The 24490-nt window shown below is 66.6% G+C and carries 23 protein-coding genes; 18 read left to right on the top strand and 5 right to left on the bottom strand.

Going from position 1 to position 24490, the window contains the following annotated elements; translation table 11 throughout:
* Positions 1-5: 5 nt before the first annotated feature.
* The 13 genes from J2739_RS16935 to tolA are packed head-to-tail and all read left to right on the top strand — an operon-like array spanning position 6 to position 13254.
* Entirely contained in the window at positions 6-4421 is a 4416-nt protein-coding gene (locus J2739_RS16935; protein ID WP_309903662.1) for a pilus assembly protein, read from the top strand.
* Positions 4418-4888, top strand: coding sequence for a type IV pilin protein (locus tag J2739_RS16930; protein ID WP_309903661.1), 471 nt, complete (start codon positions 4418-4420; stop codon positions 4886-4888). The genes J2739_RS16935 and J2739_RS16930 overlap by 4 nt, the downstream gene beginning before the upstream one ends.
* The gene (locus J2739_RS16925; protein WP_309903660.1) at positions 4885-5469 is read left to right on the top strand and encodes a GspH/FimT family pseudopilin; all 585 of its coding nucleotides are present in this window, start codon (positions 4885-4887) and stop codon (positions 5467-5469) included. Before J2739_RS16930 ends, J2739_RS16925 begins: the two co-directional genes overlap by 4 nt.
* A 37-nt stretch (positions 5470-5506) precedes the next feature.
* A complete protein-coding gene (gene ribD / locus J2739_RS16920) occupies positions 5507-6604 on the top strand; it encodes a bifunctional diaminohydroxyphosphoribosylaminopyrimidine deaminase/5-amino-6-(5-phosphoribosylamino)uracil reductase RibD (protein ID WP_309904059.1) in 1098 nt (365 codons plus the stop codon).
* Positions 6605-6649: 45 nt separating this feature from the next.
* The gene (locus J2739_RS16915; RefSeq protein WP_309903659.1) at positions 6650-7303 is read left to right on the top strand and encodes a riboflavin synthase; all 654 of its coding nucleotides are present in this window, start codon (positions 6650-6652) and stop codon (positions 7301-7303) included.
* Positions 7300-8460, top strand: coding sequence for a bifunctional 3,4-dihydroxy-2-butanone-4-phosphate synthase/GTP cyclohydrolase II (gene ribBA, locus J2739_RS16910; protein WP_309903658.1), 1161 nt, complete (start codon positions 7300-7302; stop codon positions 8458-8460). The genes J2739_RS16915 and ribBA overlap by 4 nt, the downstream gene beginning before the upstream one ends.
* Positions 8457-8927 carry a 6,7-dimethyl-8-ribityllumazine synthase gene (gene ribH / locus J2739_RS16905; protein ID WP_309903657.1) on the top strand — a complete coding sequence of 157 codons (471 nt, stop codon included), beginning with the start codon at positions 8457-8459 and terminating at the stop codon, positions 8925-8927. The genes ribBA and ribH overlap by 4 nt, the downstream gene beginning before the upstream one ends.
* Positions 8928-8938: 11 nt before the next feature.
* Positions 8939-9472 (top strand): transcription antitermination factor NusB, encoded by a 534-nt coding sequence (nusB, locus tag J2739_RS16900; protein WP_309903656.1) that lies wholly within the window; start codon positions 8939-8941, stop codon positions 9470-9472.
* Entirely contained in the window at positions 9469-10668 is a 1200-nt protein-coding gene (locus J2739_RS16895) for a pyridoxal phosphate-dependent aminotransferase (protein WP_309903655.1), read from the top strand. Before nusB ends, J2739_RS16895 begins: the two co-directional genes overlap by 4 nt.
* Positions 10665-11129 (top strand): tol-pal system-associated acyl-CoA thioesterase, encoded by a 465-nt coding sequence (ybgC, locus tag J2739_RS16890; RefSeq protein ID WP_309903654.1) that lies wholly within the window; start codon positions 10665-10667, stop codon positions 11127-11129. Before J2739_RS16895 ends, ybgC begins: the two co-directional genes overlap by 4 nt.
* Entirely contained in the window at positions 11126-11842 is a 717-nt protein-coding gene (gene tolQ, locus J2739_RS16885) for a protein TolQ (protein WP_309903653.1), read from the top strand. The genes ybgC and tolQ overlap by 4 nt, the downstream gene beginning before the upstream one ends.
* 11 nt (positions 11843-11853) lie before the next feature.
* Positions 11854-12291 (top strand): biopolymer transporter ExbD, encoded by a 438-nt coding sequence (locus J2739_RS16880; RefSeq protein ID WP_309903652.1) that lies wholly within the window; start codon positions 11854-11856, stop codon positions 12289-12291.
* A 3-nt stretch (positions 12292-12294) separates the two neighbouring features.
* On the top strand, positions 12295-13254 hold the full coding sequence (gene tolA, locus J2739_RS16875) for a cell envelope integrity protein TolA (RefSeq protein WP_309903651.1): 960 nt from the start codon (positions 12295-12297) through the stop codon (positions 13252-13254).
* Positions 13255-13339: 85 nt separating this feature from the next.
* Here tolA and dnaE read toward each other — a convergent pair whose 3' ends face one another.
* Positions 13340-16840 carry a DNA polymerase III subunit alpha gene (gene dnaE, locus J2739_RS16870; protein WP_309903650.1) on the bottom strand — a complete coding sequence of 1167 codons (3501 nt, stop codon included), beginning with the start codon at positions 16838-16840 and terminating at the stop codon, positions 13340-13342.
* 61 nt (positions 16841-16901) lie between these two features.
* Between dnaE and J2739_RS16865 the strand changes: the two genes are divergently transcribed.
* Positions 16902-17687, top strand: coding sequence for a sulfurtransferase (locus tag J2739_RS16865; protein WP_309903649.1), 786 nt, complete (start codon positions 16902-16904; stop codon positions 17685-17687).
* A gap of 52 nt (positions 17688-17739) precedes the next feature.
* Here J2739_RS16865 and J2739_RS16860 read toward each other — a convergent pair whose 3' ends face one another.
* From J2739_RS16860 to J2739_RS16845, 4 genes are read right to left on the bottom strand one after another with little or no spacing between them, the layout of a single operon-like run.
* A complete protein-coding gene (locus J2739_RS16860) occupies positions 17740-18657 on the bottom strand; it encodes a pirin family protein (protein ID WP_309903648.1) in 918 nt (305 codons plus the stop codon).
* Positions 18658-18674: 17 nt separating this feature from the next.
* Positions 18675-19238, bottom strand: coding sequence for a flavodoxin family protein (locus tag J2739_RS16855; protein WP_309903647.1), 564 nt, complete (start codon positions 19236-19238; stop codon positions 18675-18677).
* A 35-nt stretch (positions 19239-19273) separates the two neighbouring features.
* Complete coding sequence (locus J2739_RS16850) at positions 19274-19717, bottom strand: DoxX family protein (protein ID WP_309903646.1); 444 nt, start codon at positions 19715-19717, stop codon at positions 19274-19276.
* A 43-nt stretch (positions 19718-19760) separates the two neighbouring features.
* Positions 19761-20462, bottom strand: a complete 702-nt coding sequence (locus J2739_RS16845) for a pirin family protein (protein WP_309903645.1) — start codon at positions 20460-20462, stop codon at positions 19761-19763.
* 155 nt (positions 20463-20617) lie between these two features.
* On the opposite strand from J2739_RS16845, the gene J2739_RS16840 reads away from it, so the two are divergent.
* The 4 genes from J2739_RS16840 (at position 20618) to trmB (ending at position 24386) form a co-directional block, all read left to right on the top strand.
* Positions 20618-21571 (top strand): LysR family transcriptional regulator, encoded by a 954-nt coding sequence (locus J2739_RS16840; protein WP_309903644.1) that lies wholly within the window; start codon positions 20618-20620, stop codon positions 21569-21571.
* A 79-nt stretch (positions 21572-21650) separates the two neighbouring features.
* Positions 21651-22721 carry an NAD(P)/FAD-dependent oxidoreductase gene (locus J2739_RS16835; RefSeq protein WP_309903643.1) on the top strand — a complete coding sequence of 357 codons (1071 nt, stop codon included), beginning with the start codon at positions 21651-21653 and terminating at the stop codon, positions 22719-22721.
* A 16-nt stretch (positions 22722-22737) separates the two neighbouring features.
* Positions 22738-23652, top strand: coding sequence for a tRNA glutamyl-Q(34) synthetase GluQRS (gene gluQRS, locus J2739_RS16830; RefSeq protein ID WP_309903642.1), 915 nt, complete (start codon positions 22738-22740; stop codon positions 23650-23652).
* On the top strand, positions 23652-24386 hold the full coding sequence (gene trmB / locus J2739_RS16825) for a tRNA (guanosine(46)-N7)-methyltransferase TrmB (RefSeq protein WP_309904057.1): 735 nt from the start codon (positions 23652-23654) through the stop codon (positions 24384-24386). The genes gluQRS and trmB overlap by 1 nt, the downstream gene beginning before the upstream one ends.
* The last annotated feature ends 104 nt before the right edge of the window (positions 24387-24490 follow it).

The following is a 24490-nucleotide window of genomic DNA, read 5'->3' as shown; positions in this document are numbered from 1 at the left end:
AAGCCATGTTCGAACTTGTTCGCACCTCTGCACCCTGGTTCAAAGACCTCTTGCGCCCCGACTCCTGGAGCCGAGCGCAGCGTTTGCTCGTGGGATTCGTCCTGCCTGCCTTGGCAGTCGTCGTTTCGCTCGCGGTCCAAAGCCAGACTGCAGCGCCCGCAATCCCGCCGATCTCGCTGTCCGCCGACCCGCTGTATGCAACCGGCTCGGGCGACAAACCCGTCATGGCATTGGCGCTTTCCGTCGAATGGCCCACGGCAGGAGCGCAGTACCTCAAGGGGCCCGACAACGTGATCGACGACTCCTACAGCAATGTCAATGAGTACATTGGCTACTTCGATTCAGAGTCCTGCTACGCCTACAACAACAGTCCTTCGGAAACGCCTCAGCCTGGCCAGACAACCGCCGACTACAAGCGATTCGATCGCACCGGCCCGGCGGCAGACCGCAAGTGCGGCGACGGGTTCAGCGGCAACTTTCTGAACTGGGCCAGTTCCTCGGCTATCGACATGCTGCGTCTCGCCCTTTCCGGAGGTGATCGGTATATTGACCGGGAAGACTTGACCATCCTCCAACGTGCACTCGTTCCCAACGGTGATCCGCACTGCCTGTGGAACACCACCACTTTTCCTGCCAAGCAACTGAAGCGCGATGGGGGCGGCAACGGGAGCTATTGGGGTGCAATTCCCGTTGCCATGCGCCAGGCCGCGGGAACCAATGATGTCTGGGTCGCCAATACGCTTAACCAGATCTTCTTTGGAACGTCTATGGGCGGGGGTTGTGGTGCAGGCAACGCTGCCTACACGCTTGGCTCCAGCGTGCGAACCGGTGTGGGACCGGTCGTCAACAGGACCGAGTCTCTGCCGAGCGATTCCTCTGCGGCATGTGCCTCGGAGGGCGGCGCCTGTGCCTTCTCCGGCATCAAGGAGGTTTGGTACGGCGCAGGGACGAAATGGGCCGTGGCGCCGGTTTCGGTAGCGGTTGATTGCAGCAATGGCGTATTCGGCGATCCCATCTCCGGTACTGCAAAGGCATGCTATACGCGCCCCTATTCTGGTACATGGTCGCCCGGCCCAGGCTCCGGCACAGCGCTCAACAGCGACGGCTTCTTCTATGCCCGCGTCAAGGTCTGCGACCAGGATGCATCCGGCGCCTTGCTGGACGTCCGCCACTACGGAGCCCACCACGACTTCTGTGTCGTTTACCCCAGCAAGAAGTACAAGCCCATCGGCACTATTCAGAAGAATGCCAACTCGCTTAGGTTGGCAGCCTTCGGCTACGCGCTGGACCAGACCCGCAGCCCCGATGGTGGCCGCTATGGTGGGGTACTGCGCGCGCCCATGAAATACGTTGGGAGCAAGACCTTCGATGTCTACGGGCAAAACAACACGCCCGCTGGCGGCAATCCTGCTGCCGAATGGGACGCTAGAACTGGTGTTTTCTATCCCAACCCTGACAACGACACAACGCAGACCCCGGGCATCAGCGGCGTAATCAACTATCTCAACAAGTTTGGTCGCACCAGTACTGTCACCCCCGGACGCTACAAGGATTGGGACCCTGTAGGCGAGCTTTACTACGAAACATTGCGGTATCTGCAGGGATTGCCTCCGAGCCCGGACGCCGTCAGCAATCTGACGCCGGTCATGTACGACGGATTTCCCATCTACACGAATTGGTCTGGGCTCGACCCCTTCGCCAATCGCTCCCCCACCAGCAGCTATGCCTGCCTGAAGAGCAACATTGTCGCGATCGGCGACACCGGAACCCACGACACCCCCAACTACGGACGTTTCCCGGCTGTCAACCTGGCAGCCAATGTGCCCGACTTCGCAGCCTCGCTCGCCACTGTAGCCAGCTTTGAAAAAGGCACCGCTACGCCTTACGTGGATGGGCAGGGTGTGACCCGGACAACAAGCAACCCGAATGCCCCCAACCCCTACACCTTCGGGGGCCAGATGGGGATCGCAGGGACCGCGTACTGGGCGCACACACATGATATTCGTGGGTCCAACTGGACCGCCGAACCTGCCAAGCAGCGGCCAGGGCTACGCGTGAAGACCTTCGTTTTCGACGTGAACGCGTACGGCAATCAGAACATCGACACCAGCCGCCGCTACCAGAACCAGTTCTTTATGGCAGCCAAATACGGAGGCTTCGAGTCGAAGTTCTCCAAGGACGATCCAACCCGGCCTTTCAACACCTGGGGCAATCCGTTCCTGAAGGAAGATGGCACCCCGGACAACAATGTCTGGCAGGACCCCGCCCATCCCGGCGAAGCCGCTGCATATGCATTGCAAAGCAGTGCGCGTGCCGAGTTGGCCGCCTTCGACAAGATCTTCGAAAAAGCTGGGGAGCGGACCTTCAATATTGCCGGCGCCGCGGCGCAGGCAGGCGTGTTGACACAAGGCACGAACAACATGATCTACCAAGCCCAGTTCGACTCCACCGACTGGTCGGGCGATGTTATTGCGAAGAACGTTTCGGTAGACACCTCGAACCAGGTGTCGATCTCGCAGACTCCTCAATGGAGTGCCGCAGAACGCCTCAAGAACCTTGCAGATCCGGTAAGCAACCGAAATATCGTGATCGGAAACGCCGGCGCGACAGGCAATCCGATCGCTTTCGCGTTCAAGTGGAACGAGGTCAGCAGCGACATTCAACAAGCGCTCAACAGGCCGGATTCATCGTCGGCGGCCGACGGTCTGGGAGAGGATCGGCTCAAATTCATCCGCGGGGACTCCTCGCAGGAAGGCGGCTTGTTCCGCAACCGCGAAGGCAAACGCCTCGGGGACATCATCAATTCGGGCGTCGCATATTCCGGCCCGCCCAGCAGCGCAATCAACTCGAGCACCTATCCGCAGTTCCGCGAGGACAACAAGAACCGCACACCGGCAGTATTCGTCGGTGCCAATGACGGAATGATGCATGCCTTCAACGCGACTACGGGCGACGAGCTGTTCGGCTACATCCCAAGTTGGTTGGGCTCCAAGCTGTCGGCGCTCACCAGCAAAGACTTCGTTGCTACCCACCAGAGCTACGTTGATGCCACTCCAGTGGTGGCCGACGCGCAGGTCGGTACAAACTGGAAGACAGTTCTCGTCGGAGGCACAGGCGCTGGCGGTCGCGGTGTCTATGCACTCGACGTGACCGACCCCACGGCGTTTTCCGCATCGAAGGTGATGTGGGAATTCACTCCAGCCGCCGATATCGATTCTGGCGACAGCAACTACAGCCTTGGCTACGTCGTCGGGCGTCCGCAGATCCTGAAGTTCCGCACCAGTGCCAAGGATGCTGCACCGACCTACAAGTGGTTCGCCGTGGTAGCCAGCGGCGTGAACAACTATGTTCCCGACGCGGCGGGCCACTTCAGCACGACGGGCAGGCCCGCCATCTACCTGCTGGATCTTGCCAAGCCTGCGAACCAAGCTTGGTCGCTTGGCACCAACTACTACAAGATCTCTATTCCTGTGGACAGCACCTTGAGCAGCACCCAACCCACGGGCGCCCTGAACTTCAAGGTAGCACTGGGCACTCAGCAGGAGGTAACGAAGCTGTTCGTGGGCGACCTGCACGGAAAGCTCTGGAAGCTGGACTTCAGTCCCTGGGGAACGGAGCACTGGAACATGGCCGAACTTTCGGCTTTCCATACGGGCACCCAACCGTACCCCCTCTACATCGCCCGGAGTGCGACTGGCCAAGTGCAACCGATCAGTGCCGCCCCCCTGCTGATCCGCGGCGAAGGCCAGCAGTCCATCTATGTTGCCTTCGGCACCGGCAAATACCTGGAGGCTACGGACGGCGCATCTGACGTCGCCAACTCGTTCTATGTGGTGCATGACAACGGAACGGCCACGGCCGACAGCACTTCGAGCTCCCCCGCAAGCGCGATCACAGGCCGGGGACGCTTGCAGCCCGGCACTTTCAACAGCACGACCGGCGCCGTCGACGTATCGGCCTTTGTCTGGGGCCGCGCCACCAGCGATGACGACACGACGCAGCGATCCGGGTGGTATCTCGACTTTCCGAGCGCTGGCGAGCGCCACGTCACCGGTACTTCGCTGGCGGGAGACACCCTGATATTCAGCAGTCTCACTCCGAATCCCAGCACCAGTGCCACCGCGTGCGAATCCAACGGTGGCACAGGACGCGAGTACCACCTGAATGTGGATACCGGTGACGGCGGCTCGACCAAGTCGACAGTCGGCCTTATGGGTGAAAGCATGGCCATGAGGATTGGCTCGGCCACCACCTCGACCACCACGGACAGCACGGGCCGCCGGCACCGAATCATCACCACGCAGAGCATCAGCCAAGGAACGACAGGTCTTGCCACCTCCAGCACTGTCACGCAGGAGGAGATCGCCGGCCGCCTCAGCTGGCGTCAGATTCACAACTACCAGGACCTGAAAGTCAAATGAGACAACGCTTTCAAAAAGGCTTCACGCTCATCGAATTGATGATCGTGGTTGCGATCGTCGCGATCCTGGCGAGCATCGCGTATCCGTCCTATGGGTGGGCAGTGCGCAAGGGTCGGCGTGCGCAAGCGCGAACGGCCATCCTGGATCTGCTGCAGCAGCAGGAGCGCTTCATGACGCAGAACAACACCTACGTGGCGTTCACCAATACCAATGGCGTGACCACTCCGGCAAGCGTCCCTTTCAAGACTTTTGCCGGCGACAGCCCGAGCGACACGCCTTACCACTTGTCGGCTGCGGCATGCAGCACCGACAGCACGATCACCGAATGTGTGCGAGTCACGGCCAAGCCCACCTTCAGCGATGCCGAGGTCTCCTCGCTGTGGGCAACCAGCGACGGCAGCAGAAACTGCACCGGAATAGCGGGCACGACCCCGCCTGCCGCCCCACCGAAAGTGTGCTGGCCATGAGTGCTCAAGTCCACGCGCCAACCCGCGGCTTCACACTGATCGAATTGATGGTGACGCTGGCGGTCGCGGCAATCCTGCTGATGATCGCGGCGCCCAGCTTTGTCGCATTCCAACGCAACTCCGAGCTCACCTCGGCCGTCAACGGTTTGGTTGCGTCCGTCGCTTCAGCCCGAGGCGAGGCCATGAAGACCGGGATGTACGCAATGATCGTCCCGGCAGATGGAGCGGCATGGAGCAGCGGATGGGTGGGATTCATCGACAAGGATGGGGACCGCACCTTGAGCAGCACGGATCCAGTGATCTCAAGACAGCCGGCACTCCCCAGCTACCTCACAGTGAGCACCACGGGCTCGGCAAGCGCCACCCCGCCGTACATCATGTTCGACGGCTCAGGCTATCCGAAGACCATATCCACCGGATTCGGTGCACTGACCTTCAGCATCGCACGCTCCGACGTCGCCGATTCGGCACGCCCTGAACAGAGCCGGAACGTTATGATTTCAGTTGCTGGCCTCATTCGCTCCTGTAAACCGGCCAGCGATTCGGACCCCAAGTGCCGTGCCCCCACCACCGACGAGTAACTCCGGACCCACAGACCGCTTCCCGCCTGATGCCCCTATGCGGCTGGCGTTGGACTTGGGCGCTTCAGCCCGCACGATCTCCCCGCCGAACCCGCACGTCGGCTGTCTCATCCTGGCACCGGACGGGCAACATCTAGGTCAGGGCTACACCCAACCCCCTGGCGGCCCCCACGCAGAGGTCATGGCTCTGCTGGACGCCGCGGCCCAAGGCCATTCCGTCGCCGGCGCCACGGCCTACGTCACCCTCGAACCTTGCTCCCACCATGGCCGCACCGGTCCCTGCTGCGACGCCCTGATCGCCGCCGGCATCCGCAAGGTCGTCGCCTCGCTCAGCGACCCCAACCCGCTGGTCGCCGGCCAGGGCTTCGAGCGCCTGCGCGCGGCCGGAATCGAAGTCGAGGTGGGCCTCGGCGCCGAGGAGGCGCGCGAACTCAACATCGGCTTCTTCAGCCGCATGATCCGCAAGACCCCCTGGGTCCGGCTCAAGGCCGCTGCCTCGCTGGATGGAAAGACCGCCCTGGCTGACGGGACCAGCCAATGGATCACCTCCGAAGCTGCCCGCACCGATGGCCATGCCTGGCGCGCTCGTGCCGGCGCCCTGCTCACTGGTGTCGGCACCGTGCTCGAGGACGATCCGCGGCTCGACGTGCGCCTGGTCGCGGCGCCACGCCAGCCGCCACTGGTGGTGGTCGACAGCCAGTTGCAGACGCCGCCCACCGCACGGCTTTTCGCGCCTGCCAGGCCGGTGTGGATCTATGCCGCGACTCCCAACGCATTCGCCCAGTCAGCCCTTGAAGCGCGAGGCGCCATCGTCCGCTATGTCGCCAACCCGCAAGGCAAAGTGGACCTCGCGGCCATGCTGCGCGACCTCGCGCTGCGCGAAGTCAATGAGCTGCACGTCGAAGCCGGCCACAAGCTCAACGGCTCCCTGCTCCGCGAAGGCCTGGTGGACGAATTGCTGCTCTATCTCGCCCCGAAGTTCATTGGCGAAGGCCTCGGGATCGCGCACCTGCCGAATCCCGCAGGCAACCTGACCCGGCTGGACCAGGCTCTCGCGCTTGAATTCAAGTCGGTCGAAGCCCTCGGCCCGGACCTGCGCATCCTCGCCCGCGTCGCGGGTCGCGACCGCTTTTAGCTTGAGCTTCCCAAGGCGGCCTCGCATCTCTGCGAAAATGCCGCGATGTTCACCGGAATCATCACCGGCGTGGGGCGCATCGCCGCCGTCCACGACCTCGGCAGCTCTTCATCCCACGGCAAGCGGCTCGGCATCGCGGCGCCCGCCGGCTATCTCGACGACGTGGGCCTCGGCGACAGCATCGCGCTCAACGGCGCCTGCATGACGGTCACCTCCCTCGATCCCGCGCAGCAGCGCTTCACCGTCGACATTTCGGCCGAATCACTGGACAAGACCGCCGGCCTCGCCGAGAGCGGCGCCGGCGTCAACCTCGAGAAGGCCCTGCGCGCCGGCGATCGCCTGGGCGGCCACATCGTGTCCGGCCATGTGGACGGCATCGGCACCGTCAGCCGGTTCGCCCCGGTGGGCGAAAGCTGGGAGCTGCGCATACTCGCCCCCGCATCGCTCGCCCGCTTCCTCGCCTACAAGGGCTCGATCACGGTCAACGGCGTGAGCCTCACCGTCAACAGCGTGAGCGACGGCCCGGATGGCAGCGAGATCAGCATCAACCTCATTCCCCACACCGTCGAGAACACCGCCCTCGGCAACCTCGAAGCAGGCAGCCGCGTGAACCTCGAGATCGACACCGTCGCGCGGTACGTGGAGCGCATGCTCCAGGCCGGCGCCCTGCCCTCCATCCCCAAGGACCCCACGCCATGAACGCCACCGTCACGCCCATCGCCGCCCCGCGCAGCAGCCTGACACCCGTGCCCGTCTCCCCCATCGAGGAGATCGTGGACGAGCTGCGCGCCGGCCGCATGGTCATCCTGGTCGACGAGGAAGACCGCGAGAACGAAGGCGACATCGTGATCGCGGCCGACCACATCACGCCCGAGGCCATCAACTTCATGGCGCGCCATGCACGCGGCCTGATCTGCCTCACCTTGTCGCGCGAGATGTGCGAGCGGCTGCGGTTGCCGCCGATGGTGGCACGCAACGGTGCCAAGCATTCGACCGCGTTCACCGTCTCGATCGAGGCCGCCGAAGGCGTGACCACCGGCATCTCCGCCGCTGACCGCGCCCGAACCGTGCAGGCCGCCGTCGCGCCCCACGCCGTGGCGGCCGACCTGGTGCAGCCCGGCCACATCTTCCCGCTGCAGGCGGTCGATGGCGGCGTGCTGATGCGCGCGGGCCATACCGAGGCCGGCTGCGACCTCGCCGCCATGGCCGGCTGCTCGCCCGCGTCCGTGATCTGCGAGGTCATGAACGAGGACGGCACCATGGCGCGCCTGCCCGACCTGCAGCTCTTCGCGGCCGAGCACGGCATCAAGATCGGCACCATCGCCGCGCTCATCGAGCACCGCAGCCGCACCGAGTCGCTGATCGAGAAGGTGGGCTGCCGCGAAATCCAGACCGCCTGGGGCTGGTTCACCGTCCACGCCTTCAAGGACAAGCCCAGCAAGGGCGTGCATTTGGCGCTGGTGCGCGGCCAATGGGACACGAGCGATACGGTCGACGTGCGCGTGCACGAGCCGCTGTCGGTGCTGGACGCGCTCGAGGTCAACCGCTCGCTGCACTCCTGGAGCCTCGATGCCAGCCTGGCGCACATGGCGGCCCAGGGCAAGGGCGTGGCCGTGTTCCTCAATTGCGGCGAGACCGGTGCCGAGCTGCTGGCGCAGTTCGACGGCACCGCGCGCCCGGCGCAGGCGCCCGAGCGCGGCCGCATGGACCTGCGCAGCTATGGCATCGGTGCGCAGATCCTGCGCGAATGCGGCGTGCACCGCATGAACCTGCTGGGCACCCCGCGCCGCATGCCCAGCATGGCGGCCGGCTTCGGCCTGGAGATCGCCGGCTACATCACGAAGGAGGAACGATGAAAAACGCAAACAAGGGCGACGCTGCCAACCTCGATGGGAGGGGCCTGCGCATCGGCATCGTGCAGGCGCGCTTCAACGAGGACATCACCGACGCGCTCGCCAAGGCCTGCCTGGGCGAGCTCGAACAGCTCGGCGTGGCAGCCGAGGACATCGACCACCTGAGCGTGCCGGGCGCGCTGGAGGTGCCCATCGCCCTGCAGGCCCTCGCCGAGCGCAACCGCTATCACGCATTGATCGCACTGGGCTGCATCATCCGCGGCGAGACCTACCACTTCGAGCTGGTGGCCAACGAATCCGGCGCCGGCGTGAGCCGCATCGCGCTCGACTACCGCATGCCGGTCGCCAATGCCATCCTCACCACCGAGAACCTCGAACAGGCGCTCGCGCGCCAGACCGACAAGGGCCGCGACGCGGCGCGCGTGGCGGTCGAGATGGCGCGTCTGATCGGGTCGGCCAACAGGCCCTGAACCTTTCTTTCATGACCGACGACACCAAGACCAGCGGCGAGCGGCCGCGCCAGTCGCGCACCGGGCTCACCAGCACCGGCGCACGCAAGGCCTCCGCCAAATCGACGCGCAGCCGCGCGCGCGAGTTCGCGCTGCAGGCGCTCTACCAGCACCTGGTGGGGCGCAACGACGCCACATCCATCGACCAGTTCACCCGCGACCTCGCCGGCTTCCACAAGGCCGACGCCGCGCACTACGACGCCCTGCTGCACGGCGCCATCGCCACTGCGCAGGCGCTCGATGCGCTGATCCTGCCCCTGCTCGACCGCAAGCTCGAAGAGATCTCGCCCATCGAGCACGCCGTGATGTGGATCGGCGTCTACGAATTCCAGAACTGCCCCGACGTGCCTTGGCGCGTGGTGCTCAACGAATGCATCGAGCTGGCCAAGGAGTTCGGCGGCACGGACGGTCACAAGTACGTGAACGCGGTGCTCAACGGGCTTGCGCCGCAGCTGCGCCCCGCCGAGGTGGAAGCCGATCGCGCCAGCGGCAAGGCGCGGCCATGAGAATTTCGAAGCGCGCCGAGCGCATCGAACCTTTCTACGTGATGGAGGTCGCCAAGGCGGCTTCGGCCGTGGCACGCAATGTGGCGCACACGGACCGGCCGATGATCTTCCTCAACATCGGCGAGCCCGATTTCACTGCGCCGCTGCCGGTGCAGGAGGCCGCGCTGCGCGCCGTGCGTGCCGGTGCCACGCAATACACCCATGCCACCGGCCTCGATGTGCTGCGCGAGCGCATCAGCGCCTGGTACAGCGAGCGCTTCGGCGTCGACGTGCCGGCGCGCCGCATCGTCGTCACGGCCGGCGCCTCGGCCGCACTGCAGCTGGCCTGCCTTGCACTGATCGAGGCCGGCGACGAGATCCTTCTGCCCGACCCCAGCTACCCCTGCAATCGCCACTTCGTGAGCGCCGCCGACGGCCGTGCGGTGTTGATCCCGACCACGGCCGGGGAACGCTTCCAGCTCAGCGCCGCCAAGGTCGAGGCCGCCTGGACCGAGCGCACGCGCGGCGTGCTGCTGGCATCGCCCTCCAACCCCACCGGCACCTCGATCGAGCCGGGGGAACTGCGCCGCATCCACGAGGTGGTGACGCGGCGCGGCGGCATCACGCTCATCGACGAGATCTACCTGGGGCTCTCCTACGACGACGCGTTCGGCCAGAGCGCGCTCGGCATCGACGACCAGATCATCAGCGTCAACAGCTTCAGCAAGTACTTCAGCATGACCGGCTGGCGCCTGGGGTGGCTGGTGGTGCCGGAGGCGCTGGTGCCGGTGATCGAGCGGCTCGCGCAGAACCTCTTCATTTGCGCCAGCACGGTGTCGCAGTACGCGGCCCTGGCCTGCTTCGAACCCGAGAGCATCGCCGAATACGAGCGCCGCCGCGCCGAGTTCAAGGCCCGGCGCGACTGGTTCATCCCCCAGCTCCAGGCGCTGGGCCTCGAGGTGCCGGTGGTGCCCGACGGCGCCTTCTACGCCTGGGCCGACTGCTCCGCCTTCGGCGAAAAGCTGGGCATCGCCAACAGCTGGGACTTCGCCTTCGAGGCGATGAAGAAGGCCCATCTCGCGGTCACCCCCGGCCGCGACTTCGGCACGGCGGAGACCTCGCGCTTCGTCCGCTTCTCGACCGCCAGCTCGATGGCACACCTGCAGGAGTCGGTGGAGCGCCTGCGGGCCTGGGCGGGTGCCGGCGTTCCCGCATGAGCTTTGCCCTTCCGATCCGCGTCTACTGGGAGGACACCGATGCCGGCGGCATCGTGTTCTACGCCAACTACCTCAAGTACATGGAGCGGGCCCGCACCGAGTGGCTGCGCTCCCTGGGCATCGCACAGCGCGCGCTGCGCGAGGAAACGGGCGGCATCTTCGTGGTCAGCGAGACCCGGCTGAAGTACCACCGTCCGGCTCGCCTGGACGACGAACTGCTGGTGACCGCCGAGCTGCGCCAGATCGGCTCGGCGTCCCTGATAATCGACCAGCGCGTGCTGGCCCGGCCGGCCCGCGCCCCCGCCGCCGATCCGACGGCCGATGCCCCCGTGCTCTGCGAAGCCAGCATCCGCATCGGCTGGGTCCATGCCGACACACTGCGGCCCGCGCGCATCCCGGCGCAGGTTTCGGGAACCCTTGCGCGCTACGCGGGCTCCATGTCTCAACCTCAGAAGCCATGAATCAAGACCTCTCGATCCTTTCCCTCCTGCTTCATGCCAGCCTTCCGGTGCAGCTCGTCGTGCTGCTCCTGATCGTGGTCTCGATCGCCAGCTGGGCGGCCATCTTCCGCAAGTACTTCTCGCTCAAGCGCACCCGTTCGCTCAACGAAGACTTCGAGCGCGAGTTCTGGTCGGGCACCAGCCTGAACGAGCTGTTCTCCTCGGCCGCCCAACACGCCAAGTTCGCCGGGCCGATGGAGCGCATCTTCGCCTCCGGCATGCGCGAATACCAGAAGCTGCGCGAGCGCCATGTGTCCGATGCCGTCACGCTGCTCGACGGCGCCCGCCGCGCCATGCGCGCGAGCTTCCAGCGCGAACTCGACGCCGTGGAGCAGAACCTCTCCTTCCTCGCCACGGTCGGCTCGGTCTCGCCCTACGTCGGCCTGTTCGGCACGGTCTGGGGGATCATGCATGCCTTCACGGGACTGGCCGCGCTGGCGCAGGTCACGCTGTCCACCGTCGCACCCGGCATCGCCGAGGCGCTGGTCGCCACGGCCATCGGCCTGTTCGCAGCCATCCCCGCCGTGGTCGCCTACAACCGCTTCGCCCGCGAGATCGACAAGATCGCGATCGGCCTGGAGACCTTCATCGAGGAGTTCTCGAACATCCTGCAGCGCAACCTGACGGCCCACATCGTCAACCCCTCGTCGATGGGCCCGGCCACGGTGCGCTAGGAGAAAGCACCATGCCTGCCATGTCCTCCCGCGGCCGCGGCCGCCGAACGATCAACGAGATCAACATGGTCCCGTTCATCGACGTGATGCTGGTGCTGCTGATCATCTTCATGGTCACGGCGCCGTTGATCACGCCCAGCGTGATCAATCTGCCCACGGTGGACCGCGCCAACAAGCAGCCCGACCGGCCGGTCGAGATCGTGATCAAAAGCGACGACGAGGTCCAGATCAAGAAGGACCCGTCCACCGGCACCGGCGCCTTGTCCATCCCCATGACCCAGATCGGCAGCGCTGCGCGCACCGCGCAGAGCGGCGATGCGCAGCGCCCGGTGGTCATCAGCGCCGACAAGTCGGTCAAGTACGAGACCGTGGTGAAGGCGATGAACCAGCTCAAGTCGAGCGGCATCGAGCGCGTCGGACTCTCGGTGCAAACCACGGGCGCCAAGTAAGCCATGTCGCTGGCCGCCGACCGCCCCGAGTTCGCGCCGCCGCCGCAGCGCGGCACCTTCCGCGCACTGCTGCTGGCGCTGTTCGCGCACGCGCTGCTGATCATCGCCCTGACCTGGGGCGTGAACTGGCGGCGCGAGGCCGAGAACGACGCGGTCGAAGCCGAGCTGTGGTCCTCGACCATCCAGCAGGCGGCACCGCGCGCGGTCGCGCCCACGCCGCCGGCGCCGGCTCCCGCTCCCACGCCGGCACCGCCGCCACCGCCTCCTCCGCCGCCGCCCCAGGCCGCGCGCCCACCGGAACCTGCGCCTCCCCCGCCCAAGCAGCCCGACATCGCGCTCGAACGCGAGAAGAAGCTCAAGGAGCAGAAGGAGCGCGAGCGCGAAGAAGAACAGGCCCGGCAGCAACAGCAGAAAAAGCTCGAAGCCGCCCGCAAGGCCGCGCAGGAAAAGAAGGAACAGGAAGCGAAAGAGCGCGAGCGCGCCGAAGAAGAGGCCGAGCGCAAGAAGGAACAGCAGCAGAAGCTGGCCGAGGCGAAGAAGAAGCAGGAAGCCGAAGCGGCCAAGAAGAAAGAGGCCGAAGCGAAGGCTGCCGCCGTCGCCGCGGCCGACCGCGCGGCCACGCTCAAGCGCATGCAGGCCCTGGCCGGCACCGGCGGCGAAGGCAATGCCGCACGCTCCTCGGGTCCGTCGGGCAGCTACGGCGGCAAGGTCGCCGCGGCGGTGCGGCCCAATGTGGTGTTCCCCGAGGCGGATCTGGTCAGCGGCAATCCGGGCGCAGAGTTCGACGTGCGACTTGCGCCCGACGGCACCATCGTCGGCACGCCCGCGCTGGTCAAGACCAGCGGCCTCCCCAACTGGGACGAGGCCGCCCTGCGCGCGCTGCAGAAGACCGAGAAGCTGCCGCGCGACATCGACGGCACCGTGCCGCCGCGCCTGATCGTGACGCTGCGTCCGAAGCGCTGATACCGCTCAGGACGCTTCGTCCTTCGCGATCGTTCGCGGCCTTCGCGGCCTTCGCGGCCTTCGCGTTCAGGTGTCCGACCCCGCCCTATTCGTACACCACCGCAGCCTTGCCCGCCTCGGCCTGCGCCATCCAGCTCGCCAGCGCCGCATCGGTCGGGAAGAACTTCGCCCGCTCGCCCAGCTGCAGTTCCACTTGCGCGCCGCCGCGCGCCATCGATAGCCGCACCGGCAAGCCCTGCAGCAGTTCGCCGTGCTCGCTCTGCTCGGTGCGCGGCGGGAACTCGCGCACCAGGCGCGCGATGTCGGGTGCCTTGCCATTGACCGCCACCCGCAGGAACTTGCCGAAGCGGCAGCGGGCGCTGGCGAGGTCCCACACCTGCTGCACCTGGAAGCGCGCCTCGAAGCCGCCGCGGCCCGGCTGCAGGCGCCCGCTCACGATCACCAGCTCGTCGTCTTTCAGCGTGTTGCGGTTGTTGTTGATCAGCGCCTCGTCGGCGGTGGCCTCGATGGAGGCGGACTTGTCGTCCAGCTTGAAGATCGCCAGCCGGCCGCGCTGGCCGTTGATCACGCGCATGTCGCTCACGATGCCCGCGATGACCTGCTGCTCGCGGCTGTCGATCAGGTCGTCGATCTGGCGCTTGCAGAAGCGCCGCACCTCGTGCGCCACCTCGTCGAAAAGGTGGCCGGAGAGGTAAAAGCCGATGGCTGTCTTCTCCAGCGTCAGGCGCTCCTTCACGCCCCAGGGCGTGGCATCGACCAGCTCGGGCTCCTGCGTCGCCGAGCCGTGCTCGAAGTCACCGAAGATATCGGCCTGCGCCGCATTGGCCTCGGTGGCGCTCGCGAATTCGAAGGCGCGATCGATGGAGGCGACCAGCGATGCACGGTTCTGCTGCAGGGCATCGAAGGCGCCGGCCTTGATCAGCGCCTCCACCGTTCGCTTGTTGATGCGCTGGCGGTCCACCCGCACGCAGAAGTCGAACAGGCTCTTGAAGGGGCCGCCCTCCTCCCGCGCCCGCACCACCGCCTCCACCGCGAGCTGACCGGTGCCCTTGACCGCGCCCAACCCGTAGCGGATCACCTTGTCGGTGACCGGCTCGAAGCGGTAGTTGCCGCGGTTCACATCCGGCGGCTCGAAAGTCATGCCGAAGTTCTTCTGCGCGTCCTCGAACAACACCTTGAGCTTGTCGGTGTCGTCCATTTCCACGGTCATGTTGGCGCAGAAGAACTCGGCCGTGTAGTGGACCTTGAGCCATCCCGTGTGATAGGCCAGCAGCGAGTAGGCAGCGGCGTGCGACTTGTTGAAGCCGTAGCCCGCGAACTTCTCCATCAAGTCGAAGATCTCGTCGGCCTTGTCCTGGCTGATGCCGTTCTTGGCTGCACCGGCACGGAACGTCAAGCGGTGCTCGGCCATCTCCTCGGCCTTCTTCTTGCCCATCGCGCGGCGCAGCAGGTCGGCGCCACCGAGCGAGTAGCCGCCCAGGATCTGCGCGGTCTGCATCACCTGCTCCTGGTAGACCATGATCCCGTAGGTCTCGGAGAGCATTTCTTCCACCAGCGGGTGCGGGTACTCCACCGGCTCGCGACCGTGCTTGCGCGCGACGAAGCTGGGGATCAGGTCCATCGGGCCCGGGCGGTACAGCGCGTTCAGCGCGATCAGATCTTCCAGTCGCGTCGGCCGCGCGTCCTTCAGCATGCCCTGCATGCCGCGCGATTCGAACTGGAACACCGCCTCGGTCTTTCCCTCGGAGAAGAGCTTGTAGGTGGCCGTGTCGTCGAGCCGGATGTTCTCGTAGGCGAAGTTCTCCTGGCCCTTGTGGCGCTTGACGATGAACTCCTTGGCGATCTCCAGGATGGTCAGCGTCGCCAGCCCCAGGAAGTCGAACTTGACCAGGCCGATGGCCTCGACGTCGTCCTTGTCGTACTGGCTCACGGCAGAGTCGCTGCCGGGCTGCTGGTAGAGCGGGCAGAAGTCGGTCAGCTTGCCCGGCGCGATGAGCACGCCGCCGGCGTGCATGCCGATGTTGCGCGTCATGCCTTCGAGCTTCTGCGCCAGCTCGACCAGCATGCGGACCTCTTCCTCCTTTTCGATGCGCGCCGCCAGCTGCGGCTCCATCTCGATCGCGTAGTTGTTCTTGTCGCCCTCGATCTTCGGCACCGGCGGATACTGCAGCGTGACCGACATGCCCGGCTTGTTCGGAATCAGCTTGCTGATGCCGTCGCAGAAGGTGTAGCTCATGTCCAGCACCCGACCCACGTCGCGGATGGCGGCGCGCGCGGCCATGGTGCCGAAGGTCGCGATCTGGCTCACCGCATCGCGCCCGTACTTGTCCTTCACGTAATCGATCACCCGGTCGCGGTTGCTCTGGCAGAAGTCGATGTCGAAGTCGGGCATCGAGACGCGCTCCGGATTCAGGAAGCGCTCGAACAGCAGCTTGTATTCCAACGGGTCCAGGTCGGTGATCTTCAGCGCATACGCCACCAGCGAGCCGGCGCCCGAGCCCCGGCCCGGTCCCACCGGGCAGCCGTTCTTCTTGGCCCAATTGATGAAGTCGCCCACGATCAGGAAGTAGCCCGGGAAGCCCATCTTGAGGATGGTGTTGATCTCGAACTCCAGGCGTTCCACGTAGCGCGGGCGCTCCGCATCGCGCCTGGCCGCATCGGGGTACAGGTGCGCGAGGCGTTGTTCCAGGCCGTCGAAAGAAGCGTGGCGGAAGTACTCCTCGATCGGCATGCCGTTGGGCGTCGGAAAGTCGGGCAGCCTCGGCTTGCCCAGCGTGAGCGTGAGGTTGCAGCGCTTGGCGATCTCCACCGTGTTGGCGATGGCGCTCGGCACGTCGGCGAAGAGCTGCTCCATCTCGGCCGAGGACTTGAAGTACTGCTGCGGCGTGAAGCGGCGCACCCGGCGTGCGTTGCCGAGGATCTCTCCCTCGGAGATGCACACGCGTGCCTCGTGTGCCTCGAAGTCCTCGGCCGTCGCGAACTGCACCGGATGGGTCGCGACCACCGGGAGGCTCAGGCGGGCTGCCAACTGCACCGCGGCCACCACGTGCGGCTCGTCTTCCGGACGCCCGGCACGCTGCAGCTCGATGTAGAAGCGGTGCGGGAACAGGCCCGCGAGCTGCAGCGCGACCTGGGCCGCGCGCTCGGCCTGACCCTGCAGCAGCGGCGCGCCCAGCGGGCCCGCCTGCGCCCCCGACAGCGCGATCAGGCCGCCCTGGAGCTCTTCGATCCAGGCCAGCTTGCAGACCGCCTGCGCCTGGCCGCGGCCCACGTTCTGCGTCCAGGCCCGCGCCAGCAACTCGGACAGATGAAGATAGCCCTCGAAGTTCTGAACCAGCAGCACCATGCGGCTGAGCACACCGGGCTCTGCCCCCAGGCCGTCGACGAAGACCTCGGCGCCCAGCACCGGCTTGACGCCCTTGCCGCGCGCTTCCTTGTAGAACTTGACGCCGCCGAAGAGGTTGTTGAGGTCGGTGATCGCCAACGCGGGCTGCTTGTCGGTGGCGGCCGCCTTGACGGCTTCGTCGATTCGGTTGGTGCCGTCGACGACGGAAAACTCGGTGTGCAGGCGCAGGTGAACGAACATGGGCTCGATTGTAGAAAGCCGCTCTCCCACCCTGTGAGTTCAATCCCTACAATCCGCCCCCGTGCAAGAGATTTTGAATATCGCGGCCTACAAGTTCGTGCCGATCGAAGACAGTGCGACGCTGCGCGAGGCCCTGCGCACGCGCACCCATGCGCTCGCGCTCAAGGGCACCATCCTGCTGGCGCCGGAGGGCATCAACCTGTTCGTCGCCGGCACCGAAGCTGCGGTGGAGTCCTTCCTCGATGGGCTGCGCGCGGATGCGCGCTTCGCTGACCTCGAAGCCAAGAAGAGCTGGTCCGCGGCCCAGCCTTTCCGCCGCATGCTGGTCAAGCTGAAGCGAGAGATCATCCGCATGGACCACCCCGCCATCCAGCCCGCCGACGGCCGCGCCCCCAGCATCGACGCGGCCACGCTCAAGCGCTGGCTGGACCAGGGCCATGACGATGCGGGCAAGTCGATCGCGCTGCTCGACACGCGCAACGCCTTCGAGGTCGACCACGGCAGCTTCGAAGGCGCCATCGACTGGCGCATCCGCAAGTTCACCGAATTTCCGAAGGCCTTGCGCTCGCACCGCGAGCAGCTTGCAGGCAAGACGGTGGTGAGCTTCTGCACCGGGGGCATTCGCTGTGAGAAGGCCGCGATCCTGATGCGCGAGGAAGGCCTGGCCGACGTGCTTCAGCTCGAGGGCGGCATCCTCAAGTATTTCGAGGAGGTCGGCGGAGCGCACTACCGCGGCGAGTGCTTCGTGTTCGACGGGCGCGAGACCCTCGCGCCGGATCTGAGCGCGCGCTCGAACGGGGCGAGTGCGCGCGCTGCCGAGGATCCGGATCTGATGATCAAGGGGTGAGCAAGCGGGCTCCGTAAGCCCTTCGCGTTCCGGCGGTCCGCTTGCACAGCTTTCAAACCGGCGTCGTCTTCACGTCCGGCTCCTGCCCCTGCACCACGAACGGATGGCCCGGCAACGGGATGAACTCGGTTTCGCCCGGCACGTGGCCCATGCGCTGTGCGGCCCAGGCTTCGCCGGCTTCCAGGATGCGCTCGCGGCGGCTGGAGACGAAGTTCCAGGTGATGTAGCGAGGCCCGTCGAGCGGCTCGCCGCCGATGATCACGACGCGCACGGCATCGTCCGCCTCGAGCACGCCGCCCTGGCGGTCAGGCAGCGTGGCCATCTGGTGCTGCGCTACCGGCGAGCCATCGAGCCGGAGGGGGCCATCGATGGCATAGACGGCCATTTCGTCGGCCAGCGCCGGCAGTTCGAAACGTGCGCCGGCCGGCAAGGCCAGGTCGAGGTAAAGGGTCTTCGAATAGGTCTTGACCGGCGAACGCGCGCCGAAGGCCTCGCCGACCAGCACGCGTACCGGAATGCCCTGCACCTCCATGGCCGGAATCTGGTCGGCTGCGGTGTGGGAGAAGCTGGGCTCGACCTCCTCGAAGGCCTGCGGCAGCGCGGCCCAGAGCTGCAGGCCGTGGTTGACGTAGGTCGCATCGAGCAGAGGCTCGGGCTTGCGCTCCGAATGCACGATGCCGCGGCCTGCGGTCATCCAGTTGATCGCACCGGGGCGGATCTCCTGCACCACGCCCAGGCTGTCGCGGTGCATCATCGCGCCCTCGAACAGGTAGGTCACCGTGGCCAGGCCGATGTGCGGATGCGGCCGCACGTCGTGCTCCTTGCCCGGCGTTTCGGTGGCCGGGCCGAAATGGTCGAAGAAGACGAAAGGGCCGACCGAGCGGCGCCTGGCCGCGGGCAGCAGGCGGCGGACCTTGAAGCCTCCGCCCAGGTCCTTGTCATGGGGTTGCAGGAGCACTGCTTCGGTCATCGTGGTTTCTCCATGGGTTAGGCCGGCGTCGGGCCGCGTGACTTTGCCACCTCGGCCACATGCTCGCCGAAGGCGATGGCGGTCTCGAGGTCGCCCTTGCTTGTCTCGGCCGGGCTGGCATCGGTGGGGGAAGTGGTCAGCAGGCCGTTGTAGCCGCCGACGTAATTGATCGCATCGCGCCGCGCCGCCTTGTCGCTGCTCGGCTTCATGCCGATCGGCACCCACAGCCCGCCGTGCTGGCTGGCCAGGTGCCACAGGTAGGTCAGCGTCGCGTCCTTGTCGCCGTTCATGCCGGCGCTGTTGGTGAAGCCCGCGAAGAACTTGTTCTTCCAGCCCTGGACGTACCAGACCTTGGAGGAGGCATCGGCGAACTTCTTGAACTGCCAGCTCACGCCGCCCATGTAGGTGGGCGAGCCCATGATGATCGCGTCGGCCGCCGCGAGCAGTGCCCAGCCTTCGGAGGGCAGATTGCCGTCGCCGTCGATCTGCAGCAGACGGGCCTGCGCGCCATCGGCCACCGCCTGCGCAATACGCTGCGTGTGGCCGTATCCCGAATGAAAAACAACAACGATGTCGGTCATGCGGGATTATTGGCGATCGGCGATCGCCGCTGCGCTCAGCGCTTGTCGATGCTGAAGCGGCCGGCACCCAGGGCGAGGAAGGCCAGCAGCCCGCCCGCCACTGCGATGTTCTTGAAGAACATCAGCTGGTTCACATAGGCCTTGTCGGCCGGCAGGGACCAGTAGTTGTGGAAGAAGAAGCTGGCCGCGATGGTGAACAGCGCGAGCACGATGGCGGCGAAGCGCGTCTTGTAGCCCACGAGGAACATCAGGCCGACACCGAGCTCCACGACGATCGCGATGACGGCGCCCACCTGCGGCAGCGGCAGCCCGACCGAACTGATGTACCCGACGACGCCGGCGAAGCCCATGAGCTTGCCGAAGCCGGCCGGCACGAACAGCAGCGCGACCAGCACGCGGCCGATCAGCGCCAGCGTGTCCTGGGCGCTGCTGGCGGTGGCCGGTGCGGCAAGGCGGGATGCGGTGGTGGTGGTGGACATTGGTAAAGACTCCTTTGGTTGATGAATAAAAACAATAAGAACTTCAGGCTGCCAGATCGAACACGAGCACCTCGGCGTCCTTGCCGGCGCCGAGCGTGAGCTGCGATTCGTGCTCGATCAGCGCGGCATCGCCGGTCGCAAGCTTCGTGCCGTTGACCTCCAGCTCGCCCTTCACGAGATGCACGTAGCTCTTGCGCGTGGGGTCGAGTGCCAGGCCGGCCTTTTCGTCCCCGTCCAGCAGGCCGGCGTACAGCCGCGCATCGGCATGCACCAGCACCGAACCCTCGGCCCCATCGGGCGAAGCAACAAGACGCAGGCGGCCGCGCTTGTCTGCATCCGCGAAAGCCTTCTGCTCGTAGCCCGGCGCGATGCCACGCACGTTGGGCTCGATCCAGATTTGCAGAAAATGCGTAGTCTGGTCGGGCTTGTGGTTGAACTCGCTGTGCATCACGCCGCGGCCCGCGCTCATGCGCTGCACGTCACCCGGCGGTATCGACTCGACATTGCCCATGCTGTCCTTGTGCGCCAGCTCGCCCGAGAGCACGTAGCTGATGATCTCCATGTCCCGGTGGCCGTGCGTGCCGAAGCCGGCCCCTGCGGCCACGCGGTCCTCATTGATCACCCGCAGGTTGCCCCAGCCCATGTAGGCCGGGTCGTAGTACCCCGCGAAGGAAAAGCTATGGAAGGAACGCAGCCAGCCATGATCGGCATAACCACGCTCCTGGGATTTACGAACCTTCAACATCTCTGAACCTCCTGCTCCGGCGCCTTTTTGCGCGAAGCTTTCGTATGCCACGCCGTATGCGCAGCGGATAGGCTGAACTTTAGGCCCGGACCATGCCCTCGAAAGCGCCGTGATTTGATGGCATCATTCAAATTGTTTGAACGATTTCTTGCGCCATGCACAGTGCCCGCGACGTCCTCACCCCCGATGCCCTCGCGATGCTGCAGACCGTGGTCGAAGCCGGCAGCTTCGCCGCCGCCGCGCGCAGGCTCGATCTGGTCCCCAGCGCTCTCAGCTACCGTGTGCGCCAGATCGAGGACGCGCTCGACGTGCTGCTCTTCGACCGCAGCGCGCGGCAGGCGCGCCTCACCGAGGCCGGCGCCGAGCTGCTGCGCGAGGCCGCTTGGCTCCTGAACGAGATCGATGCGGTGGCCAACCGGGTCAAGCGGGTCGCCACCGGCTGGGAGCCGATGCTGACCATCGCGATCGACAGTGTGATCGCGCGCGATCCGATGCTCGACCTCGCCACGGCCTTCTTTGCCCTCGATCCGCCGACGCGCCTCAAGCTGCGCGATGAAACCCTGCTGGGCACCATCGAGGCGGTGAGCAGCGGCCTGGCCGATCTCGCGGTCGGTGCCGTGCTGGATGCATCCAGCCTGGCCTTCGGCACCACGGGCATCCGCAGCCGGCCGCTGGGCAACCTGCGCTTCGTCTACGCCGTCGCGCCGCACCATCCGCTCGCGCGCATCGAGGTCCCGCTCTCCGATGCCATGCTGCGCCAGCATCGCGCGGTGGCCGCCGCCGACTCCTCGCGCCTGGGCCCGGGCATGACGGTCAACCTCGTCAGCGGCCAGGACGTGCTCACGGTGCCTTCGACGCAGGCCAAGCTCGCCGCCCAGTTGCATGGTCTCGGCGGCGGCTTCCTGCCCGAACCCATGGCGCGGCCCTACATCGAAGCCGGCCACCTGGTCGAGCGCAAGACCGAGCGCGCGCCGCCGACGGCCACGATGCATTGCGCCTGGCGCGAGCCCACCGCGGGGCAGCCCGGGCGCGCGCTGAAATGGTGGCTCGCGCAGTTCGAGCACGAGGGCACGCGCCGGGCCCTGCTGGAACGCCATCGTGGGCGATGAGCGAGCCGGCGCGAGAGCAGCCTCGCCGGGCCGGTTAGAGTCAACCCTGCCCCGCCAACCACCGACCCGAGACAGCACCATGACGCTTCGCCCGCCCGCCGACCGCCACCGATCCTCCGCTCCGCGCCACTACGCCATCGTCGGCGCAGGCATGGCCGGCGTGGCCTGCGCCCGCACCCTGGTCCAGGCCGGGCATCGCGTCAGCGTCTTCGAGCGCGAGGCTGCGCCCGGTGGGCGCATGGCGAGCGAGTCCACGCCCTTCGGCAGCTTCGACAGCGGCACCCAGTACTTCACCGTGCGCGACCCGCGATTCGCACGCGCCCTCGAGACCGCGAACGGCTGCTGCCGTCCCTGGAGCGCCAACCTCGTGCGCGTGCTCGACGCCCATGGCCGCGTGGCCGAGGCTGCCCTGCCCGGACGGGAGCAGCACTGGGTGGCACAGCCCGGCATGGACGCGCTGGTCGCGCACTGGGCTGCGCCTCTCGGCGATGCCCTCATCACCCGCACCCGGGTGACGTCCATCGAGCCCGATGCGCTCGATGCGAAGCGCTGGCAGTTGCGCACCGAGGGCGCGGAAGATGCACAGCACGTGTATTCGGGCTTCGACGCCGTCCTGCTGGCCGTGCCCCCCGGCGGCGCCCGCGCCCTGCTCGATGGCAGCGCGCCGATGGCGATGCTGCGCGAACGGACCGAGTCCGTGCGCATCGCGCCCTGCTGGACATTGATGATCGCCTTCCCGCAGGCCAACCAGCCGACGCTCTCGCACCTGGGTCCGCAGTGGAACGCCGCGCGCAGCAACCACCATCGGGTGGCCTGGCTGGCGCGCGAGTCCTCCAAGCCGGGACGAGAACGCATCGAGCGCTGGACCCTGCAGGCCAGCCCCGCCTGGTCCAAGGAGCACCTGCGCGATGACCCCGCGCGCGTCGAGGCCAAGTTGCTGCGCGCTTTCTCCGAGATCACCGGCATCCGCGCGACGCCTTCGCATGCGCAGGCGCGCTGCTGGCCGGAGGCGCAGACGCAGGTGCCGGTCGGCGCGCCGCACCTGTGGGACGCCAAGGCCCGCCTGGGTGTGGCCGGCGACTGGTGCACGGGGCATCGCGTGGAGGATGCCTTTTTGTCCGGACTCACCCTGGCGTTGAAGGTGGCTTGAAGCGGAGGCGCGCGCCATGAACGCCATCGGGCGATTCGCGCCCTCGCCCACCGGTCCCCTGCATGCCGGTTCGCTGGTCGCGGCGCTGGCGAGTTGGCTCGACGTGCGCGCCCGCGGCTCGCAGGCGCGCTGGCTGGTGCGCATCGAGGACGCCGACACCGAGCGCTGCCTGCCCGGCATGGGCGAGCACATCCTGTCGCAGCTGGCCGATTGCTCCCTGCTGCCTGATGTGCCGCCGGTCTGGCAGACGCAGCGCGGCGCGCTCTACGCGCGCGCCCTCGAGCATCTGAAGGCCCTGCAGCTGGCCTACCCCTGCGGCTGCTCGCGCAAGGACATCGACGAGGCACTCGCCCAGCGCGGCGAGCCGCACCACCGGCACGGCGAACGCGTCTACCCGGGCACCTGCCGCGACGGCCTGCATGGCAAGCCGCCGCGGGCCTGGCGCTTCGCTGCCGAGCAATACGAAGCGGCGCGCACGTCGAAGAGGCTCTGCTGGTCCGACCGCCGGCTCGGCTGCCAGTACCAGGACGTTGCGCACGAGGTCGGCGACTTCGTGCTCAAGCGTGCCGACGGCCCCTGGGCCTACCAGCTGGCCGTCGTGGTGGACGATGCCGACCAGGGCGTGACCGACGTGGTGCGCGGCGTGGATCTCGCCGACAACACCGCGCGCCAGATCCTGCTGCAGCGCGCGCTGGGGCTGCCGCAACCGCGTTACCTGCATACGCCGCTGGTCCTCGGCAGTGATGGCGAAAAGCTGTCGAAGCAGAACGGCGCCGCACCGATCGACACCGCCACGCCCGCTGCTGCCGTGCGCGCGCTGAATGCCGCCGCGCAGGTGCTGGGCCTGCCTGCGTCGAATGCGTCGACCCCCGCAGAGGCCTTGAGCGGATGGGTCGAGGGCTGGCGCGCTCTTTACAATCCGCGCCCGTGATGACCCTGCCCGCCAATGACCCCACGCACGATGGGGACCCGTCCTCCGACGATTCCCCGCCACACCCCCTGCACCGCCGCCTGAAGAGCTTCGTCCGGCGCCCGGGCCGCACCACCGATGGCCAGGCACGCGCCTTCGCCGAGCTGGGTCCGATCTTCCTGCTGCCCTACCAGGCCGAGCCGCTGAACCTCGAGGCCGCGTTCGGCCGCGCCGCCCCCACCGTGCTGGAGATCGGCTTTGGCATGGGCGAGGCCACCGCCCACATCGCCGCGCTGAAGCCGGAGATCAATTTCCTCTGCTGCGAAGTCCACGAACCAGGCGTGGGTGCACTGCTCAAGCGCATCGGCGAGCAGCAGCTGGCCAACATCCGCATCTGCGCGCACGACGCCGTCGACGTGCTCGACCACATGCTGCGGCCCGGCATGCTGGCAGGCGTCCATGTGTTCTTCCCCGATCCCTGGCACAAGAAGCGGCACAACAAGCGCCGGTTGATTCAGCCTCCCTTGGTGCGCAAGCTGGCCGATCGGCTGGCACCGGGCGGCTACTTGCATTGCGCTACCGATTGGCAGCCCTATGCCGAGCAGATGCTGGAAGTGCTGTCGCAGGAGCCGCTGCTGCGCAACACGGCCGCGGCCTACGTGCCCAAACCGGACTACCGGCCGCTCACCAAGTTCGAGAACCGGGGCCTCAAGTTGGGCCACGGCGTGTGGGACCTCGTGTTCAGCCGCGTCTAGGCGCTGCGGGAATCGGGCACGGCGGCCCGCGCAAGTCCGGGTCGAGCGTGACTTACTACCTTCGTACAAAGGCATCGAAGTTGCTACATTTTGCGATCGATGTA

Source organism: Variovorax soli (assembly GCF_031454625.1).
Taxonomy (GTDB): Bacteria; Pseudomonadota; Gammaproteobacteria; order Burkholderiales; family Burkholderiaceae_C; genus Variovorax; species Variovorax soli_A.
This window is presented reverse-complemented; position numbering and strand designations above follow the sequence as displayed.

Excerpts from the sequence above, each read along its gene's own strand:
- J2739_RS16935 (WP_309903662.1), top strand. The coding sequence starts at position 6 with ATGTTCGAACTTGTTCGCACCTCTGCACCCTGGTTCAAAGACCTCTTG.
- J2739_RS16930 (WP_309903661.1), top strand. The coding sequence starts at position 4,418 with ATGAGACAACGCTTTCAAAAAGGCTTCACGCTCATCGAATTGATGATC.
- J2739_RS16925 (WP_309903660.1), top strand. The coding sequence starts at position 4,885 with ATGAGTGCTCAAGTCCACGCGCCAACCCGCGGCTTCACACTGATCGAA.
- ribD (WP_309904059.1), top strand. The coding sequence starts at position 5,507 with ATGCGGCTGGCGTTGGACTTGGGCGCTTCAGCCCGCACGATCTCCCCG.
- J2739_RS16915 (WP_309903659.1), top strand. The coding sequence starts at position 6,650 with ATGTTCACCGGAATCATCACCGGCGTGGGGCGCATCGCCGCCGTCCAC.
- ribBA (WP_309903658.1), top strand. The coding sequence starts at position 7,300 with ATGAACGCCACCGTCACGCCCATCGCCGCCCCGCGCAGCAGCCTGACA.
- ribH (WP_309903657.1), top strand. The coding sequence starts at position 8,457 with ATGAAAAACGCAAACAAGGGCGACGCTGCCAACCTCGATGGGAGGGGC.
- nusB (WP_309903656.1), top strand. The coding sequence starts at position 8,939 with ATGACCGACGACACCAAGACCAGCGGCGAGCGGCCGCGCCAGTCGCGC.
- J2739_RS16895 (WP_309903655.1), top strand. The coding sequence starts at position 9,469 with ATGAGAATTTCGAAGCGCGCCGAGCGCATCGAACCTTTCTACGTGATG.
- ybgC (WP_309903654.1), top strand. The coding sequence starts at position 10,665 with ATGAGCTTTGCCCTTCCGATCCGCGTCTACTGGGAGGACACCGATGCC.
- tolQ (WP_309903653.1), top strand. The coding sequence starts at position 11,126 with ATGAATCAAGACCTCTCGATCCTTTCCCTCCTGCTTCATGCCAGCCTT.
- J2739_RS16880 (WP_309903652.1), top strand. The coding sequence starts at position 11,854 with ATGCCTGCCATGTCCTCCCGCGGCCGCGGCCGCCGAACGATCAACGAG.
- tolA (WP_309903651.1), top strand. The coding sequence starts at position 12,295 with ATGTCGCTGGCCGCCGACCGCCCCGAGTTCGCGCCGCCGCCGCAGCGC.
- dnaE (WP_309903650.1), bottom strand. The coding sequence starts at position 16,840 with ATGTTCGTTCACCTGCGCCTGCACACCGAGTTTTCCGTCGTCGACGGC.
- J2739_RS16860 (WP_309903648.1), bottom strand. The coding sequence starts at position 18,657 with ATGACCGAAGCAGTGCTCCTGCAACCCCATGACAAGGACCTGGGCGGA.
- J2739_RS16855 (WP_309903647.1), bottom strand. The coding sequence starts at position 19,238 with ATGACCGACATCGTTGTTGTTTTTCATTCGGGATACGGCCACACGCAG.
- J2739_RS16850 (WP_309903646.1), bottom strand. The coding sequence starts at position 19,717 with ATGTCCACCACCACCACCGCATCCCGCCTTGCCGCACCGGCCACCGCC.
- J2739_RS16845 (WP_309903645.1), bottom strand. The coding sequence starts at position 20,462 with ATGTTGAAGGTTCGTAAATCCCAGGAGCGTGGTTATGCCGATCATGGC.
- J2739_RS16840 (WP_309903644.1), top strand. The coding sequence starts at position 20,618 with ATGCACAGTGCCCGCGACGTCCTCACCCCCGATGCCCTCGCGATGCTG.
- J2739_RS16835 (WP_309903643.1), top strand. The coding sequence starts at position 21,651 with ATGACGCTTCGCCCGCCCGCCGACCGCCACCGATCCTCCGCTCCGCGC.
- gluQRS (WP_309903642.1), top strand. The coding sequence starts at position 22,738 with ATGAACGCCATCGGGCGATTCGCGCCCTCGCCCACCGGTCCCCTGCAT.
- trmB (WP_309904057.1), top strand. The coding sequence starts at position 23,652 with ATGACCCTGCCCGCCAATGACCCCACGCACGATGGGGACCCGTCCTCC.